This is a genomic window from Methanobacterium paludis (assembly GCF_000214725.1).
Lineage (GTDB): Archaea > Methanobacteriota > Methanobacteria > Methanobacteriales > Methanobacteriaceae > Methanobacterium_C > Methanobacterium_C paludis.
Map to the genome: position 1 here is coordinate 165,580 of NC_015574.1, position 15,758 is coordinate 181,337.

Annotated in this window: 18 protein-coding genes; 2 read left to right on the top strand and 16 right to left on the bottom strand. The window is 36.8% G+C overall.

All coding sequences use genetic code 11. The features are described from left to right. Positions 1 to 77: 77 nt before the first annotated feature. The 11 genes from MSWAN_RS00700 to MSWAN_RS00745 form a co-directional block, all read right to left on the bottom strand. On the bottom strand, positions 78 to 1,181 hold the full coding sequence (locus tag MSWAN_RS00700; protein ID WP_013824690.1) for an ABC transporter substrate-binding protein: 1,104 nt from the start codon (positions 1,179 to 1,181) through the stop codon (positions 78 to 80). A 6-nt stretch (positions 1,182 to 1,187) separates the two neighbouring features. Further along, positions 1,188 to 2,072, bottom strand: a complete 885-nt coding sequence (locus tag MSWAN_RS00705; RefSeq protein ID WP_013824691.1) for a class I SAM-dependent methyltransferase — start codon at positions 2,070 to 2,072, stop codon at positions 1,188 to 1,190. A 407-nt stretch (positions 2,073 to 2,479) separates the two neighbouring features. After that, positions 2,480 to 2,632: a ribbon-helix-helix domain-containing protein gene (locus MSWAN_RS12410; RefSeq protein WP_013824692.1), complete on the bottom strand. Its 153-nt coding sequence runs from the start codon at positions 2,630 to 2,632 to the stop codon at positions 2,480 to 2,482. A gap of 6 nt (positions 2,633 to 2,638) precedes the next feature. Next, complete coding sequence (locus MSWAN_RS00710; RefSeq protein WP_013824693.1) at positions 2,639 to 3,226, bottom strand: FmdE family protein; 588 nt, start codon at positions 3,224 to 3,226, stop codon at positions 2,639 to 2,641. An 86-nt stretch (positions 3,227 to 3,312) separates the two neighbouring features. Beyond that, positions 3,313 to 3,939: a class I SAM-dependent methyltransferase gene (locus MSWAN_RS00715; RefSeq protein WP_013824694.1), complete on the bottom strand. Its 627-nt coding sequence runs from the start codon at positions 3,937 to 3,939 to the stop codon at positions 3,313 to 3,315. 15 nt (positions 3,940 to 3,954) lie between these two features. Further along, complete coding sequence (locus MSWAN_RS00720) at positions 3,955 to 4,698, bottom strand: Rossmann-like domain-containing protein (RefSeq protein ID WP_048188147.1); 744 nt, start codon at positions 4,696 to 4,698, stop codon at positions 3,955 to 3,957. A gap of 28 nt (positions 4,699 to 4,726) precedes the next feature. Then, the gene (locus MSWAN_RS00725; protein ID WP_013824696.1) at positions 4,727 to 5,287 is read right to left on the bottom strand and encodes an FmdE family protein; all 561 of its coding nucleotides are present in this window, start codon (positions 5,285 to 5,287) and stop codon (positions 4,727 to 4,729) included. A gap of 28 nt (positions 5,288 to 5,315) precedes the next feature. Beyond that, the gene (locus MSWAN_RS00730; RefSeq protein ID WP_013824697.1) at positions 5,316 to 5,918 is read right to left on the bottom strand and encodes an FmdE family protein; all 603 of its coding nucleotides are present in this window, start codon (positions 5,916 to 5,918) and stop codon (positions 5,316 to 5,318) included. Between the two features lie 268 nt (positions 5,919 to 6,186). Beyond that, positions 6,187 to 7,194: a tungsten-dependent formylmethanofuran dehydrogenase subunit FwdF gene (gene fwdF, locus MSWAN_RS00735; protein WP_013824698.1), complete on the bottom strand. Its 1,008-nt coding sequence runs from the start codon at positions 7,192 to 7,194 to the stop codon at positions 6,187 to 6,189. Between the two features lie 101 nt (positions 7,195 to 7,295). Then, complete coding sequence (locus MSWAN_RS00740) at positions 7,296 to 7,487, bottom strand: ferredoxin (RefSeq protein ID WP_013824699.1); 192 nt, start codon at positions 7,485 to 7,487, stop codon at positions 7,296 to 7,298. Between the two features lie 316 nt (positions 7,488 to 7,803). After that, positions 7,804 to 8,013 (bottom strand): TOBE domain-containing protein, encoded by a 210-nt coding sequence (locus tag MSWAN_RS00745; RefSeq protein WP_013824700.1) that lies wholly within the window; start codon positions 8,011 to 8,013, stop codon positions 7,804 to 7,806. 109 nt (positions 8,014 to 8,122) lie between these two features. Here MSWAN_RS00745 and tsaA point away from each other — a divergent pair, with 109 nt between their 5' ends. Further along, positions 8,123 to 8,614, top strand: a complete 492-nt coding sequence (gene tsaA / locus MSWAN_RS00750; RefSeq protein ID WP_013824701.1) for a tRNA (N6-threonylcarbamoyladenosine(37)-N6)-methyltransferase TrmO — start codon at positions 8,123 to 8,125, stop codon at positions 8,612 to 8,614. 176 nt (positions 8,615 to 8,790) lie between these two features. On the opposite strand, the gene MSWAN_RS00755 is transcribed toward tsaA, so the two are convergent. From MSWAN_RS00755 to MSWAN_RS00765, 3 genes are all read right to left on the bottom strand, one after another. Further along, on the bottom strand, positions 8,791 to 10,485 hold the full coding sequence (locus tag MSWAN_RS00755; RefSeq protein WP_013824702.1) for a DUF128 domain-containing protein: 1,695 nt from the start codon (positions 10,483 to 10,485) through the stop codon (positions 8,791 to 8,793). A gap of 171 nt (positions 10,486 to 10,656) precedes the next feature. Continuing rightward, on the bottom strand, positions 10,657 to 11,985 hold the full coding sequence (gene glnA / locus MSWAN_RS00760) for a type I glutamate--ammonia ligase (RefSeq protein WP_048188149.1): 1,329 nt from the start codon (positions 11,983 to 11,985) through the stop codon (positions 10,657 to 10,659). A gap of 287 nt (positions 11,986 to 12,272) precedes the next feature. Beyond that, complete coding sequence (locus MSWAN_RS00765) at positions 12,273 to 13,025, bottom strand: HesA/MoeB/ThiF family protein (protein ID WP_013824704.1); 753 nt, start codon at positions 13,023 to 13,025, stop codon at positions 12,273 to 12,275. A 198-nt stretch (positions 13,026 to 13,223) separates the two neighbouring features. Here MSWAN_RS00765 and MSWAN_RS00770 point away from each other — a divergent pair, with 198 nt between their 5' ends. Next, the gene (locus MSWAN_RS00770; RefSeq protein ID WP_013824705.1) at positions 13,224 to 13,448 is read left to right on the top strand and encodes a hypothetical protein; all 225 of its coding nucleotides are present in this window, start codon (positions 13,224 to 13,226) and stop codon (positions 13,446 to 13,448) included. A gap of 82 nt (positions 13,449 to 13,530) precedes the next feature. On the opposite strand, the gene MSWAN_RS00775 is transcribed toward MSWAN_RS00770, so the two are convergent. Next, positions 13,531 to 13,821 (bottom strand): DUF2769 domain-containing protein, encoded by a 291-nt coding sequence (locus tag MSWAN_RS00775; protein ID WP_013824706.1) that lies wholly within the window; start codon positions 13,819 to 13,821, stop codon positions 13,531 to 13,533. 32 nt (positions 13,822 to 13,853) lie between these two features. Next, positions 13,854 to 15,554: a glycosyltransferase family 39 protein gene (locus tag MSWAN_RS00780; protein ID WP_013824707.1), complete on the bottom strand. Its 1,701-nt coding sequence runs from the start codon at positions 15,552 to 15,554 to the stop codon at positions 13,854 to 13,856. Positions 15,555 to 15,758 lie beyond the last annotated feature (204 nt).

Below are 15,758 nucleotides of genomic sequence, written 5' to 3' on the forward strand. Positions count from 1 at the left end.
TCAAATGTATCCGAATCTTTAGAAAAATTAAAAAAATTAGCAGGATGTGTGTCCTGCCCCATGCCAGATTTTATTGTTTAGGTGTTGTATGTTTGTGTATCGTTGAATGTTTCGTTGCTTAGTATGTTCTTCACGTCACTGTCTGTTAGGTTTACATGGTAAAATTCTGAGTAAAATTCTTCTGTTAAGCTTGTCATGTTTAGGTTCTGGAATTTGTCTGGGTAAAGTACCTTAGCCGTCCATGGTATTCCGATAATGGTGTTAACACCCGGTGGTCTGTCGAACCAGCCCTCAGGAACTGTTGGTGCAAGATAAACTCTTTTATTTTGAACAGCAGTTACATCCTGCCATGAAGAGTTGGAATAAACACCGTTATAGAACTGTGGATTGTTGGTTATGATAACTTCAGGGTTCCAAACAAGTAACTGTTCCATTGAAACATCTGACATTCCATTTCCCTGTTTAAGAGCCACATTGGCAACATTAATACCTCCACAGAATGTTATAAGCTGTGAGTGTGCTGAACCGTTAGGGTCTGTTTGCAATCCCGACGTACCTTCAGCATAATAAACTGTTACTTTATCTCCTTGGGAAATGTTTGAAACTGTACTGTTAACAGTTGTTGTCATGTTGTCATAGAAATTTATCAGTTTATTTGCCTGATCCTCTGCACCAAGCAGTTTTCCAACAAATTTAATGGATGGAGCGTAATTGGTGATGTTTGTTGAACTGTTTAAGCCCACTACTGATATACTTCCCATTTTATTTTGCATAGTATCCAGTGTTGGGGAACTATTTCCCATAACGTTCACATCGTCTAAAATAACATCCGGACTTTGAGCTATAAATGTTTCAGGGTTTCCCTGGTATGTGGAGAACCATCCACCTATAATTGGCAAGCTCTGATACTTGGAAGGCATGTATTCTTTCTCATTATCTGTTAAATTAAAATTCCAGCCTTCCAACTTGTCAGGGGCCAACATATAAACTAAGTTGGTTGTTGGAGGGGACACTGTAAGAACTTTGTTTATCTCTCCAGGTACATGGACAGATCTTCCTGTCATGTCTGTAATGGTTGTATTTCCTGTACCTGGAATTGAGTTGCTGTAACAAGTATATGCTGCGATTACAGTTATTAAAGCAACAACAGCTATTAAAGCTACTACGATCTTTTTATCCATAATACTTCACCTGTAATCACAATCTTCTTTTTTCCACCATATCATAACCCAATCCGGGTTGTTTGTGGGGTAATCAATTGTTCCATCTTCTCTTTGAACTGCATTTTCTTTTAGAAATTTTTCGAGTTTTGTTTTGTCTTCGGGTTTGATCTCTTTACCATTCCACCCCAGCTTCCATGTGCAACGATCCATTGCATCTTCAAGGTCACTGTAAACAGGTCTGCTTTCACAATCAAGCATCTCAATGTTGGCATATATGCCCATTTGGTAGAGCATGTTACAGACGTAGATGTAGTCTGGGTGTTGGTGGTACTCTGTGCCCATGGTGTTGCAGAGTTCTCTTTCGAATCTTCTTCCGTTTGCACCCCATATTGTCATGTAAACGTAATTCTTTGCAAGGCCGTCTATCTTTTTAAGCTCATCTTTGAGGTTGTAGATGCCTCCAAGTGAGCGTGAAGCTATTACAACATCATGCTGTCCCACAAGTTCTGGGTCAAGATCTTCAACCGTGCTTTGGATGTACTTGATGTTTGAAATGCCTTCATTTTCTGCATTCTCTTCAACCAGTTTCAACATTTCATTTGACATATCAACTGCAGTTACGTGTTTAACCTGCTTTGCAACCTTCAGGGTGATGCTTCCGTTACCACAGCCCAGATCAAGCACTGTGTAATCTGGTTTTTTATGAACTTTGTCAGCAAAATTTTGGGGGTAATCATCTGTTTTCATCCATTCATTGAATTTTGATGCTATTTTGTCCCATCTTTTTTTATCATTTTTGCTGGGCATTTCTTTAAGGGCATGATTCCACATTTCATTCCACTTAATATCCTCTATACTTTCAATATCATTTTTTTGTTCTATCTTCCCACCTCCAATTTTTATATTCATTCATTTTATATTCACTCATCGATAAGTTTAAGATATCATATCGATTTACATGAATGATTTATTAAATGACCTATTTAATTACAGTTTATTAAAAATCATGAATAAACCAAAAAAATAAACTTAATTATTTTAGATGTGGTTCTTTTAAATTATGATACGTGTTAAATCAGATTTATTGGTGATTAATTAGGAAAACTACTTTTTTATTTGGATCCCTACTATTCCCTTTGGATAGTTTTTCATTTGTGATATGTATATATAACCATATCGATTTTTAGCCCGTCGTCCTATTGTACAAAATTGCCATTATTGCACAAAAATTGACAAAGAAAATTAAACTGTGAATCTTAAAGTGAGAGTTTGGGTTTGTTTAAATTTAAATTGACTATAAATAAACCATAAATTTATTATAAAATTCCTTTTAATCTACTTTTTCTTATATAATCATCCACAGCTTTTCTAATAATATCTGCCATTGGAACGTTACCTTTTTTCTCTGAAAGCGTCCTTAAATCACGGTACATGTCTTGAGGTATTTTCATTGTTATTTGTTTGTCCATACTGAATCACCATTCTTGGTTTTCTGGATTTGCACACCATTTGCACAGGGATTCGTTTTCTTCTGCGATGAATGACTCACCGCAAATACTGCAAATGGTCACGTTCTTTTTCCCCTTGACAGGCACAGGCACTTCAATAAAGTACCAACTGTAAACGTCTCCATCAGCTTTTATAAGTTCAGATATGGCATCTTCATGGGAAACCTTCCTTTCGTTCATGTACCATGCATGGAATACGGGATAATTAATGGTTTTTTCAGGGTCAAGGACGATTCTAACGGCTTTAATGGTTTTTTCTCCATTTTCTGCCGATTTATTTATGGTTGCTGCCATCTTTCCATGATCAACAATGTGTAAACCTTTGTTACCTATTGTGCAACCACGGAGTATTTGAAATGGGTCTGGAAGGCAATTCTGGGTTTCACAAGTAACGAAAATTCGTTCTCCCTCCTTTATGTCAAGCAAGTTCCTTGCAAGGTTTAGCATCTGGATTCCTATAAAAGCCCCTGTACTTAAATAACCATGGAACGGAACTACCTTTTCGATCTGGGCCTCTAAATCAGGATCATTTATTTTATTTAGATTTTTGTCCATTTTATCACCTCTAATGATTATTAATGAGCAAATATTTCTTTAATCAACCTAATTAATCAACATATTAATTAAAGAGTCATATTAACTCAAACCTTTCTAATTGTCACCCACAAACCAGAATCATCATTTATTACCTCATAATTATTAATATTTGCTTTATGAATGGCTTTTTCTAGGTCTTTTGGGCTGATCTTTTTTGGTGGGTTGTAACGTTCTTTAAAGTCAATCTCTTTACTTTTAAATTCTTTAGTCATCGTTTTTTCTATTTTTTGCTTCATTTTGGAGCTTCCAAAACCTCCACCAACATATCCCACCCCTTCAGGCTTTAGAACGCGATTTATCTCTTTAAAAGAGGATGATAAATCTTGCCAGAAGGGTATTGACCCTCTACTAACCACTAAATCTACCAAGTTGTCTTTAAATGGTATGTTTTGCACATCACCCTGCAATGGAATGATTCTGCCGTATAAACCTTCCGTATATATGTTTTCCTGTGCCTTTCTGCACATGTCATCTGAAATGTCCAGTGCATATATATTAAGGTCTGTAATTTTTGCAAGGGCTATTGAAAGGGGTGCAGGGCCTGCGCCCACGTCGATGCATACTCCCTCATTAACACAAAATTTTTCGATGATCTGTTTGGCTATCAAAGGATATATTGGTGCAAAAGTCCCTTTTGATATAAAGTCCATCCTTTCAGGGTCTGTTTTCATGTTACTCTTCCATTATTACTTTTCCATTACTCTGAACTTGATCTCACCTTTACACACCTTGGTGTTTATCATTCCTCCACTCTGACTGATCTTTTGGAGTATGGTTTCAGGATCAATTATTTCAACACCCGCGAGCATATCTGCACCATAATCAAATAAAACTTCACTCATAGATGTGCTCGGACCAAGGAGGATAGTGTAAGCATCTTCATGTCTGGCAAGTTCCAAATAACGTTCCAGACTTTTGTTGATCAATGTGGAGCCAGTTATAACGATTATATCGCTTCCCGGAAAAACGTATTCTGCTGCAGATTCGGTTATTATTCCTTTTTTTGGATTTAGAAGTGTAGGATCACATTCAAGAACCCATAATTCCTTTGCAACAGCCCTTATTTCATCTATTTTTGGGAATTTACCAACCATGGTGATCTTTTTGTTTTTACCCTCTTCCATGATCAGATCCTGGGCATTGATATTTGTTTTTCCTTTGGGTTTGATCATGGAGTTTATGGCTGCAACACCAATACTGGCTTCCACAAGATTCCATGATCTGGAGTACTCTGCCAGTTCAAGGGTGGTTTTATCTGTAAGATTTCCCATGTCTTGGGTGTAGTTTCCATGTACCACGGGTATACCGTAGGTTTTGGAAACCCCTCCGTACTTTCCATGAGCACAAGTCCAGCCTACACCCACTCTAACATCTTTAACTGGAGCAGTGTTTGCACTGTTTGCTTCAATTAAATCATCAATAAGTTTCATTTCCTTCAAAATTCCACCTCCAAACCATTTAACCTGCTGGCTGGTAGTATGGCCTATCTGCACAGGCCTTGCAAACTACTTTTCCATCTACCAAAACATCTCTGCCGTCCATTATACGTTCTCCACATTTTGAACAAACTGCTTTGTGCTGTGGTAAACCCGGAATGTCATTTTCAGGTACTTTCAGTTTAACTTCTTCCAGTTTCAGAAGTTCTTCTTCAGGCATGGTTGCAAGTTTTTTAACAGCGTCTTCCATGCTCTGGTTTGCAGGGTCCTTTGATCTGTCTTCAATTGATGAAACCCTTACAGCTTTTCCTGTTTTCATGTTGATGAAGGTTGCTGCAAATTTACCGTAATCCACATATTTCAGGCTTCTATGACCTAAGGAACATCCTGTAATGGCTTGGACTGCATCTGTCATGCATCTGTCAATTTCAACGTATACAATAAGGTCATGGCTTCTCTCTTTTGGGTCAAGGCCCAGTTCTTTCATGGCTGCAATTGTCATTCTGGTTCCCATAACTATGCCTGGACATATTCCTCCATGGAATTTTCTGGCTTTTTCAACGAGTATTTTATAATCATCCATTTTTTCACATTCCCCTAAATTTCAACTGTTAAATGTTTTCATTTGCACAAGATCTGCATACAATTTTATTATCTATTTTGACTTCTTTTCCATCCATTACATGCTCTCCACAGATTGAACAAATTGTTATATCCTTTGGAAGGCCTGGAATTTCTGGCAATTTCTCATCCAATTCCTCAATTGTAAGAAGTTCATCATCTGGCATTTCAGAGAGTTTTTTGATTCCAGATTTTTTTTCTTCCATTATTTTAGGCATATTCTTTTCTTTTGCCAGTTTTGAGACATTTTCAAACCAGGTCCATAGTCCAGGATGGGATTTTATTTTATCATCCCTTGCAGAAACTCTAATCCTTCTTCCCGTCTCCATGTCAGTGAACGTTGCCACAAATTTACCGTAATCAAGACATTTTAGGGTTCTACGGCCCACTGTACAACCAGTTAATGCCTGTATGGCATCTGGCATGCACCTGTCCACTTCTACGCAAACTATAAGGTTTTCGTTTGGTTCTAATGGATTCATATTAAGTTCTTTCATTGCAGCCATACTCATACGTGTTCCCATTATGACGCCAGGGCATATTTCACCGTGCAGTTTTTGTGCTTTGTTAATTAAAATCTCATAGTCACTCATTTTTTTCACCTATTCACAATCTAATTATCGAAATGTTTATATAAACATATCATTTATTGGATCTAACTTCACGTAGCATTCTCCCTTAAAAACAATATTAAATCATTGTTTTGAATTTAATAACAACTTAACAGTGTCCCCTCTGAGAATATCAATTTTAAAAAATGAAAAAATTATTAATAATTAAAACTATTAATAATTAAAACTATTAATAATTAAAAAATTTTAACCCTTAATTTTATAAAAATGAAATAAAAGAAAAAATGGATTATTTACTGCAAGTACTGCCAGTTACAAGTTTTTTCATATGTTTCTGCCAAGATTTTGAACGTACATTGTCGAGGTTCACACTTTCCCTTTTCAGGTCTATACCGCTTTGTGGGCAGACCTGGGTGCAGGCACCGCAGAGTATGCAGAATTTTTGGTCTATTTGAGATTTGCCGTCAACCAGACTCACTGCGTTGCAGGGGCATACGTCCATACATGCATGGCATGATTCGCCTTTACAAACTTCTCTATCTGTTGTTATGCTTCCTTCAAATGGTTTTGTAATTACTGCAGCATCAACTGGACAGATTTCCTGGCACCATCCGCAGTTCACACAGTTTTCTTTGTTCAAAAATGATTGACCTGTTATTTTGGCATCTTCAGGTTTCAGATTGTACTCAGAGTATGCACAGGATGCGCAAACAGCTTTAATAGCTTCTGTTGGACATGCACGTTTGCAAACCAGGCAGTAAACACATTTCTCTTCGTCGATCTTGACTTCATACGATGTTGGACTGGCCTGTTCGATCTTGATTGCTTCTGCAGGGCACATTTCTTCGCAAACCTTGCAGTTAATGCATTTTTCCTGGTTAACACTTATTTCGCCGGTTACAAGTTTTGATCTTGTTGGAAACTGTCTTGCAATGGTTATGGCGTCTTGTGGACATGAACTTTCACATGCCTTACAGTATATACATTCTGCATCGTTTATTTCGGCATCATGGTTCCATTTAGGGTATTCTTCCATATCCTTAATGTTTGAACCATCTATCTGAAAGTCCAGTGCATCAAATGGACATGCAGTTGCGCATAGTCCACAGAGGGCACATTTATTTCCATCAAGATTTATGTAATCCATTTTCACAAGCCCTCTTGCTATGGGGAGTATTGGGCCGGTTTTAATAGCTTCCGTAGGACATATATCTTTACATATTCCGCATCCAACACATTTTTCGTTTATATGTGTCAGAGAACGGGTTTCTTCTCCATTTCTTTTTATAGAAATCATTTTATCTTTCCTTTATATTTTACCGATTTTTAATTCAATTTATCAGTTTCTATAATTAATACATTATACTTACTATTGTCTTATTATCGTAAGTTAAATTATCATGCTTTGGACATGGCTTGATTTGGACAGTTCTGAATGCATATATCGCAATCGTCGCAATTTTCTGGCTTTATGACTATGTTTCCATTTTCTTCAATAATAGCTCCCTTTTCACACAGTTTAATGCAAAGCCCTTCACCAGGACAGTCCTTGATCTTTCCACATTTCTCCGCATCTATGACTACTGACATTTGTTATCACCTTGAAAATTTATTGGATAATAACCCTATCCGATATGTATATATAAACGTATCGATTTTGTTCCAAGAACGTTGGGAATAATGTCTCTAAAATTTCATGTAAAATATGAGAATAATAGAATGGGGCATCAAGCCCACGATTTAGAGATATAAGCTTAATTTAAGAGTATAACTCTTAAAAATTAGCAAAATTTATTAAAATGAAGTAAATTAAAAGATTTTAAAGCTTCTTAAGAACTCTTCCTAAAATAAACTAGAAAATATATAAAATAAATATGTTACAATAAAAAAATAAAAATTTATATCCTTAATCCTTTGCAATCATGACTTCTGTTGATTTTACTATTGCTGAAACTGTGTCCCCTTCTTTAATTCCAAGTTTTTCAACAGATTCTTTAGTTATTATGGCAGTTACAACTCCTGGAGATTTTATTTCTATTTTAACGTTTGCCATAATAGGGCCTGTTTCAACGTTCTTCACAGTTCCTTCCATCACATTTCTTGCACTAATTTTCATAAATATCCCCCCACATTAAGTTATATTATATACTTAATTCTATAAAAGAATTCTCATGTGTTAAGGATCATCTCGATCTATTTAAACTAAAAAAGTTAACGGTGATAAAATGGAATTAATTCAGTACAAACCAATTGGTGTTATAAAGTCTCCATTTAAGCAGTTAAATGGTATGCCCATCCAACCAATCGGCGCTTGTGGCGTTCATGGTGAAATTCACCTCAAAGAAGAGTACAAGGAAGGACTCGATGATCTTGAAGAATTTTCACACATAATGCTCATTTACCATTTACATTTATCAAATGGTTACTCTTTAAGGGTTAAACCATTTTTGGACGATAAAAAACATGGAATATTTGCTACAAGAGCGCCAAAAAGGCCAAATCCAATAGGTATTTCTGTTGTAAAGCTTGAGAATGTGGAGGGTAACATCGTACACATATCAAATGTGGACATAGTTGATGGCACGCCTTTACTTGACATAAAACCTTACATTCCCCATTTTGATAGAAAATCCGATGAAAAGGTTTGTGTAGGATGGTTTGAGGATAAGCATCAGAAAGCTTCTAATAAAAAGTCAGATAGACGTTTTATGGATTAATTGAAGATAAATGAATAGATCTGGATAAATATTTATCTAGATATTATTCTTTTAAAATTTTTATTAAAAATTATTTGAAATATTTTTTTAATTTCGATATAGAACTTCTTAAGTTTTTTAGAAATTCTCTTTTTTTAGAAATCTCAATGAAATTAGGAATATGGATTTAGTTAAGGTTAAAATTCTTCCATATCGGAAATGTTCATCAACGTCTCAACCGCCTTGGGTTCCACATGAATTCCAGCTTCTCTTATGGCTGCAATTGGATTTAAACCACCGGGAGCAACAATACCTGCCCTGTAGAGTTCAACTTTTGCATTGTATACGAGTTCGCTTGGTTTTCCAACTTTAAGGATGGAAAATCCTGCTTCTTTCACGTCTTCTAAGACTTCAATGGCTCTGGGACGGGCTATGTAAGGGATCTCCCTTAAACTTGCAAGTATCCTCCCTTTCCCATTCAAAGAGTCTAAAACAGATGTCATATTCTTTGAGATGTATACTTCATGAGGATCGAGCGATGAGCCACTGTAAGCTGTAAGCTCGATAAACCGGGGTTCTTTCCCTTCTGTTTCGAGTATTCCTCCATACTGGGGTATGGCAGGTATACCATTTTTTGTGAGTATGCCGTCTATTGTCAGGCTACAAATTGTGGCTATGCCAGTTTTACCGGGTTCAACATCGGGAATTATCTTGAAAAACTTGTTTGTGCAGTAATTTGGTTTGGAAGCCATAACACGGTCAAATATTTGGAGGGCATCCTCCAGGTCCTCGTTTTTTACGTAGGATACATTTGCAATGACCTTACCCTTTTGAGTTTCAAGGTTAAAATCAACGTTGTATATGAGGTTCCATGCTTTTGAAAGCAGAAACTTCACCTTTGCATCGGTTTCAGAGTATGATGTTTTTAGTAGAGGTTTAGGTGATGTTATGCTTTTCATTTCGCTGAATTCTGCCGTATTTTCTGCAAGTTTAATGTCAACATCAAATCCTGCTTCATTTGCAGCGCATAATGGGGATATTCCTCCTATAACTGCTATACCTACCATATTATCGTCTACAGGAATTCCGAGTACTGATTCTCCGTCATCACCAATCTTGAGTAGCCCGAATATTCCTATTTTCTCAAGATCCTTGAATATTTCCATGGCCTGAGTCTTTGCACTTGCAGGGATGATCCTGAAGTTTGCAGGGATGAGCCCGTTTCCTTCATCAATAACCTGGAGTACAGATGTCATTTCACGGTCTGTAAATGCTTCAAGTGGTGTCATTGATGTCTTTTTGTAGGCTATGAGTTCTGTGAACCTTACAGGCACATGGTCTTCAACTTTAACAACTCCTCCATACTGGGGGATAACTGGTATTCCTTGATTCAGGAGCATCCCATCTATTGTTGTTCCGCAGACTGTTTCAACCTTTATTTTGTTGTTTCCGTCTTTGATGGGATATGTATTCGTGTAGGGGCTCACAGCGATCCCCATTTTGAAGACTTTCTCTATAATATCCATTACCTTTTTACTGTAGGTGAAGGTGGAGTTGTTCACAACAACAGCCCCTTTGCCTTTTGAAGGGTCAAGTGTTGTTTGATATATCATATCTTCAAATTTGGAGAAAATAAAGTCGACTTGATCGTAAATTAAGCCTTTTTCCAGTTCGTTAAGTCCTTTTTCGGTTATCTGGCGCCCTGCATATCCTATACGTTCTGTGAATCCCTTTTCATCCAGGATACGCATGTGATATCTCACAGCCCTCTCCCCAAGGTTGTATCCTTTCTTTTTCAGTTCTTCTGCAATGGTTTTGGCGCCTAGAACCCCTTCCTTATCCGCCAGGATCCTAAGGATTTCCATCATTTTACGATCGGTATCTTGTGGCATTTATTCACCGTTATCCGTTATAAGTTGGTTAAAGTTAATTAATTGTTAATTTTATAATTGTTTATCTTTTAACTCTTTTATTTTGGTTATTTTAAATACCTTTTTAATACACAGATAAATTTTGATAAACAATTAATACAGAACAAAATAAAAAAAGAAAAGTTTTGGAGATTAAATCTCCAGATATCTGTCTAATTCGTATGGGAATACTTGTATTCTGTAGTCGTCCCATTCAGCACGTTTAAGGGCCATGAACTGCTCGTATACATGGTCGCCTAAGGATGCTTTAACAATTTCATCATCTTCAAGAGCGTGGTATGCTTCCCATAGACTGGATGGTAAAACATCTATTCCATGTTTAGCAAGTCCTTCAGCGTCTAATTCGAAGACGTCAAGTTCTGTTGCTTCACCAGGGTCTATTTTGTTTTCGATACCGTCCATTCCTGCTTCTAATAATGCTGCAAATGCAAGGTAGGGGTTGCATGATGGGTCTGGGCATCTGAATTCCACTCTTGTACCGTTACCTCTGCTTGCTGGGATCCTGACAAGTGTTGACCTGTTTTTAAGACCGTAAGCTATGTAACATGGTGCTTCGTATCCTGGGACAAGCCTTTTGTAAGAGTTGACTGTAGGTGCAACAATTGCTGAAAGTGCTTTTGAGTGTTTTAATAAACCGCCTATGAAGTACCTTGCTTCTTGGGAAAGTTCGTCTTTACCATTAGGGTCGTAAAAAGCGTTTTTACCGTCTTTAAAAAGGCTTTGGTGGCAGTGCATTCCACTTCCGTTAACACCGAAGAATGGTTTTGGCATGAAGGTTACCATGTAACCCATGTTATCAACGATAGCTTTTGTGGCCTGTTTGAAGGTTATAACAGCGTCTGCTGTTTTTAACGCGTCGTCGAATTTGAAGTCTATCTCGTGCTGGCCTGGACCAACCTCGTGATGGCTCACTTCCACATCAAAGTTGAGTTCTTCGAGCCCTAAGACAAGTTCCCTTCTGACGTCTGTTCCCTGGTCAACTGGTTCAACATCGAAGTAAATTCCTTCATCGTGTGGTACAATGTTTCCAGATTCGTCTTCTCCTACTATGAAGAATTCTGGTTCTGGGCCTACGTTGAACTCGTATCCTTTTTCCTCTGCTTTTGCGAGTGCTTTTTTAAGTATGTACCGTGGGTCTCCCTCAAATGGGGTCATGTCAGGCCAGTAAATGTCGCAGATGAACCTGCAAACACCCTTTTCCTCTGGTCTCCATGGTAAAGTTGAGAATGTGTCAGGATCCGGTTTTATTATTAAATCACTTTCGTTGATGTCAACGAATCCTTCTATTGAGGAACCGTCAAATAATAAACCTTCTTTTAGTATATCCTCAATATCTTCTGGTTTTGCCAGGGGGACTGCCATATTCTTTGGAGTTCCGTGTATGTCCACAAATTGTAGCCTTACAAACTTTATGCCACATGAATCGATCTTTTTAACAATATTTCCTATTTTATCTTGCAAATTAATTACCTCCATGAAATCCATGAACTTTATACCGGAAAGAAGTTTCCTTTTAATGCTATATAAATGTTTGGAAACATTCTCTTTCCACAAAAAGACCATCAAAGCAGCGCTTGATACAGATTTTTTTAGGTCATGGTCATTTTTTTATAGTATACTCAAATATAATATGATAAATCTACTTTATTGTTTCATTCAAACTAATTTCAACTAAATTATCAATAAATAAAGTTAAAAGGATTTTATTAATAATTTAAAATATTTATTCTTTAAATATTACCTTCAAATCAAAATTTAAACATGAAAAATGGGTCTTTTTTAAGAAGGTCGAACATTAAAACATCTGGGGCAGTTATGATATTTTCTCGGCCTGTAAGAATTTTAACAACTTCAAAGGCCTGCAGGCATCCTATAATATTTGGAACGGGCCCTATAACTGGCGGAACTTCTTTGTTAAGTTTTTGAACCTTTGATATGATTTCTGGAGTTAAATCTTTTCCAGCAGAGGGTAACTTAAAGGTTTCTTCATAAGAAGGTGTTTCAGGGGTCAATGTTGTTATCTGACCCATTGTGCCATGGATTGCACCGTGAACAAAGGGTATTCCAAGTTTAACAGCACATCGACTTGTTAAAATTCTTGATATGATGTTGTCAAGGGCGTCCACAATCACATCGCTGCCTTCAAGAATTTTTTGAACGTTGTTTTCGTTCAACTCCGTGTTAAAAGCTTCCACCTCTGTGAAAGGAGTTATTGAACTTATGATTTCCTTTGTGACCTCGGTTTTTGGCCTTCCGATACTTTCAGTGCTGCTCATGAGCTGTCTGTTGATGTTTGAAAGGTCGAAGGAATCTTTATCCACAATTCGAAGGTTTCCAACACCCATTCTTGCAAGCATCTCTATAACAGCCCCGCCGATGCCTCCACACCCTATAACTGTTATTTTTGAGTCTTTAAGTTTTAGTTGTTCTTTTTTGTTTAAAATTCCCTTCTGCCTATCTATTATTTCCCAGTAATTCTCTTCAGGATACTTATTAAGCATAAAAACACTCTTCTTTTAATTTTTAAAATATTATATAATTATTATTCGTATTCTGATTAATTTCTTTACTATATTCTATAATTCTTGTTTGATTGGGAATACTAGAATAGTTTTGGTAACAAGATTTATATCAAATATCGATATATCTTAATTTAGTATATCAAATATTGATATAGTATTATATATGGAGGTTCAGTTGTGAGGAGATTGTTCAGCGGGATAAAAGCTTACTTATCTGACTGGAGAAACTGGCTTATGCACACTCTTGTTGGGATATTAATCATTGTTATAGCACTTTTTGCACCTGTAAGTGTGTATCTACGCCTTGCTTTTGTTGTTTTGGTTGTGGGATTCAACGTGTGGAGGAGGAAGTACGCACCAGATATTTTCAGCAGACTTTTAAAAAAGATGTATATGAAATAATGTTTTGTGAAATGAGTTAAGGAATTTAAAATGAAATCCTGTAAATGGAGTTTTTATTAATTGAAGTGGATGGTGGAAAAGATCAACCCCTCCTCAAATCCATTTCCGGACCTACCATGCAATAAAAATCGTTTTTTAAGTTGAAACTGTTGTAAGCTGGGCAATCCTTACACATACAAGTATCCACATTAACTTTGCAGCTGCTTTTACCTAAAATACAGAAAAGTCCTTCATTTGAGTCTTTCATACACTCAGAATAACTTGTACATTTCTTGCACACACATACCCTCTTTTTTTCCATTTCAATTAGGTTATCCCTTTGTTCTTGAGGCATTTTAGACATCTGGTCAAGTGCTTCTTCCAGTTTATCCATAAAATCACTCCTTATTATTAAGCTTGTTTAAGTTAACGTTGGAATATAAAATTACTGATCTGGAAATCTGAAGTCTGGTTTCCAATGTTAGAGTAGTATATGTTCAGACCGTTTGGAAGACTGATGGAACTAACTCCTAATCTATCCTTCACTTCCTGGTAGAAACTTGATTGATCATTCATTATCCACACGATTTTGGTGGCTGAGTTGAGAGGTATGTCCAGAACTGGGGCTTGTGAGATGTTATAGCTATGATTTTTACCATGCCATGAAGAAACTTGACCGGTGATCCCTGTGTTTTCCTGGTCGCAGAGGTAATAAACATCGTAGCCTGGCAGGTAGTACATGGCCTTTCTCCAGTTGAAACCCTCATCTTCGCGGGTGATGTCCCTTATAACAACTATGGTACTACGGGGGTCTGAATTTGAAATGTTTAATATGTCATTAATGTGTAGTTGGGTGTTTGCATCGTTGGCGTTGATCTTTGCGTTGTTATAAAATAGGCCTACATCTAGGCCAAAGGAAACATCCTGTGATACTCCCATTTTTTCCATAGGTGTTTCCCAGATCTGACCCTCGTGAATATCGTAGGGATACAAGAAGCATATGGAGCTTAATACGGCGTATAACACTAACAAAGAAATTATGGTTTGCTTATATGAAATTTTTGGGAATTTAAAACTTAAATCATGAGATAAACGGTTTAATATATAGCTCAGGATGATTATAACTGCAGGCAAATAGTTTAACAGGTATCCTGGTTTTACCACGTAGATAACTAAGTAGAATAATGAGGCGGGTCCGATCCACAACAAGAAAAAGATTGTTAACGGATTTTTAAGGTAAACCCTGAATTTGGACTTCAAACCTTTTCGATGACATACCAGAAACAGTGCAGTTATTAAAATTCCCAGGAAAGTTAATCCCAAAGCAGACCATATTATGAAGGCTCCTGAATTTAAAATCTGCTGGGATATACTGGCACCGAAGACAATGGAGGTTTGTGTTGCAGCTTTGGATGTGGTTTTTAGAAGTGCGAAGTACTCTTTATAACCTCCTGTTAACAAAATGGTTGGAACAAGCCATAATGATATACTCATAATGAATACAAATAGACCTTTGATTATTTTGGTGTAGGAAGGCCTTGCGTACCATACGCAGAATATCCACAGTGGAAACATGAATTCTACAATGTCTATTCTGAAACCACCGGCTAAACCAAGTACAAATGCAGAGATGTAAATGAATTTTTCATTTCCTTTAAGAAGCTTGTAGGAAGAGTAAGCTATTAACACACCAAAAAATGCTTCAAAAATGTATATGCTGGCAATTTCTCCGTAGAACCATATCAATGGATTGAATATCATGAGTATGGCAGCCGTAATAGCCACATTTTTGGAGAAGATCTCTCTTACCATGAAGTAAACAAGAACAACGGTAAAGATACTGAAGGTTATTGATAAAACTATCATGCTGGTGTTGGGATCGTTAAATATATAGTTAACGGCTTTTCCAAAGGCAACGTAAAGAATGTAACCCGGTGGATGGGGCTGTTGTTGTAATGTATTGTATTTTTCAAATGCCAAAGCATAGTTCACAGAATCCCATTCATAGAGGGCTTTACTCATGAAGGGGACTCTCGTGATAATTACAAGCAGGCCTAAAATCAGGGGGATTAAAAGATTCTGTTTGAAGCTGGTTTTGGATTTGAAATAGTTAAATGGGTTTAACATTCATGAACTCCTGAAAATTTCTAAAAAAAAATGGTTGGTAAGCTAACACGATTAGAGACGGCTCACTGAAGTTAATACCTGGTTAAAATGGTATTTAATTAAATATATTAAATAATAATTAAGATGGGACTGAAAGAGTCATAGACCAAAGTCCAGACACCCATCAAAACCTATTCTCATGTCCCTCCGAGGACAACATTCAAT

Bases quoted from the DNA above. Each gene is read 5' to 3' on its own strand.
- MSWAN_RS00765 (WP_013824704.1), bottom strand. From the start codon at position 13,025: ATGCTTAATAAGTATCCTGAAGAGAATTACTGGGAAATAATAGATAGG.
- MSWAN_RS12410 (WP_013824692.1), bottom strand. From the start codon at position 2,632: ATGGACAAACAAATAACAATGAAAATACCTCAAGACATGTACCGTGAT.
- MSWAN_RS00775 (WP_013824706.1), bottom strand. From the start codon at position 13,821: ATGGATAAACTGGAAGAAGCACTTGACCAGATGTCTAAAATGCCTCAA.
- tsaA (WP_013824701.1), top strand. From the start codon at position 8,123: ATGGAATTAATTCAGTACAAACCAATTGGTGTTATAAAGTCTCCATTT.
- MSWAN_RS00745 (WP_013824700.1), bottom strand. From the start codon at position 8,013: ATGAAAATTAGTGCAAGAAATGTGATGGAAGGAACTGTGAAGAACGTT.
- MSWAN_RS00730 (WP_013824697.1), bottom strand. From the start codon at position 5,918: ATGAGTGACTATGAGATTTTAATTAACAAAGCACAAAAACTGCACGGT.
- MSWAN_RS00705 (WP_013824691.1), bottom strand. From the start codon at position 2,072: ATGAATATAAAAATTGGAGGTGGGAAGATAGAACAAAAAAATGATATT.
- MSWAN_RS00700 (WP_013824690.1), bottom strand. From the start codon at position 1,181: ATGGATAAAAAGATCGTAGTAGCTTTAATAGCTGTTGTTGCTTTAATA.
- MSWAN_RS00780 (WP_013824707.1), bottom strand. From the start codon at position 15,554: ATGTTAAACCCATTTAACTATTTCAAATCCAAAACCAGCTTCAAACAG.
- MSWAN_RS00740 (WP_013824699.1), bottom strand. From the start codon at position 7,487: ATGTCAGTAGTCATAGATGCGGAGAAATGTGGAAAGATCAAGGACTGT.
- MSWAN_RS00715 (WP_013824694.1), bottom strand. From the start codon at position 3,939: ATGAAAACAGACCCTGAAAGGATGGACTTTATATCAAAAGGGACTTTT.
- fwdF (WP_013824698.1), bottom strand. From the start codon at position 7,194: ATGATTTCTATAAAAAGAAATGGAGAAGAAACCCGTTCTCTGACACAT.
- MSWAN_RS00755 (WP_013824702.1), bottom strand. From the start codon at position 10,485: ATGCCACAAGATACCGATCGTAAAATGATGGAAATCCTTAGGATCCTG.
- MSWAN_RS00720 (WP_048188147.1), bottom strand. From the start codon at position 4,698: ATGAAACTTATTGATGATTTAATTGAAGCAAACAGTGCAAACACTGCT.
- MSWAN_RS00710 (WP_013824693.1), bottom strand. From the start codon at position 3,226: ATGGACAAAAATCTAAATAAAATAAATGATCCTGATTTAGAGGCCCAG.
- MSWAN_RS00725 (WP_013824696.1), bottom strand. From the start codon at position 5,287: ATGGATGATTATAAAATACTCGTTGAAAAAGCCAGAAAATTCCATGGA.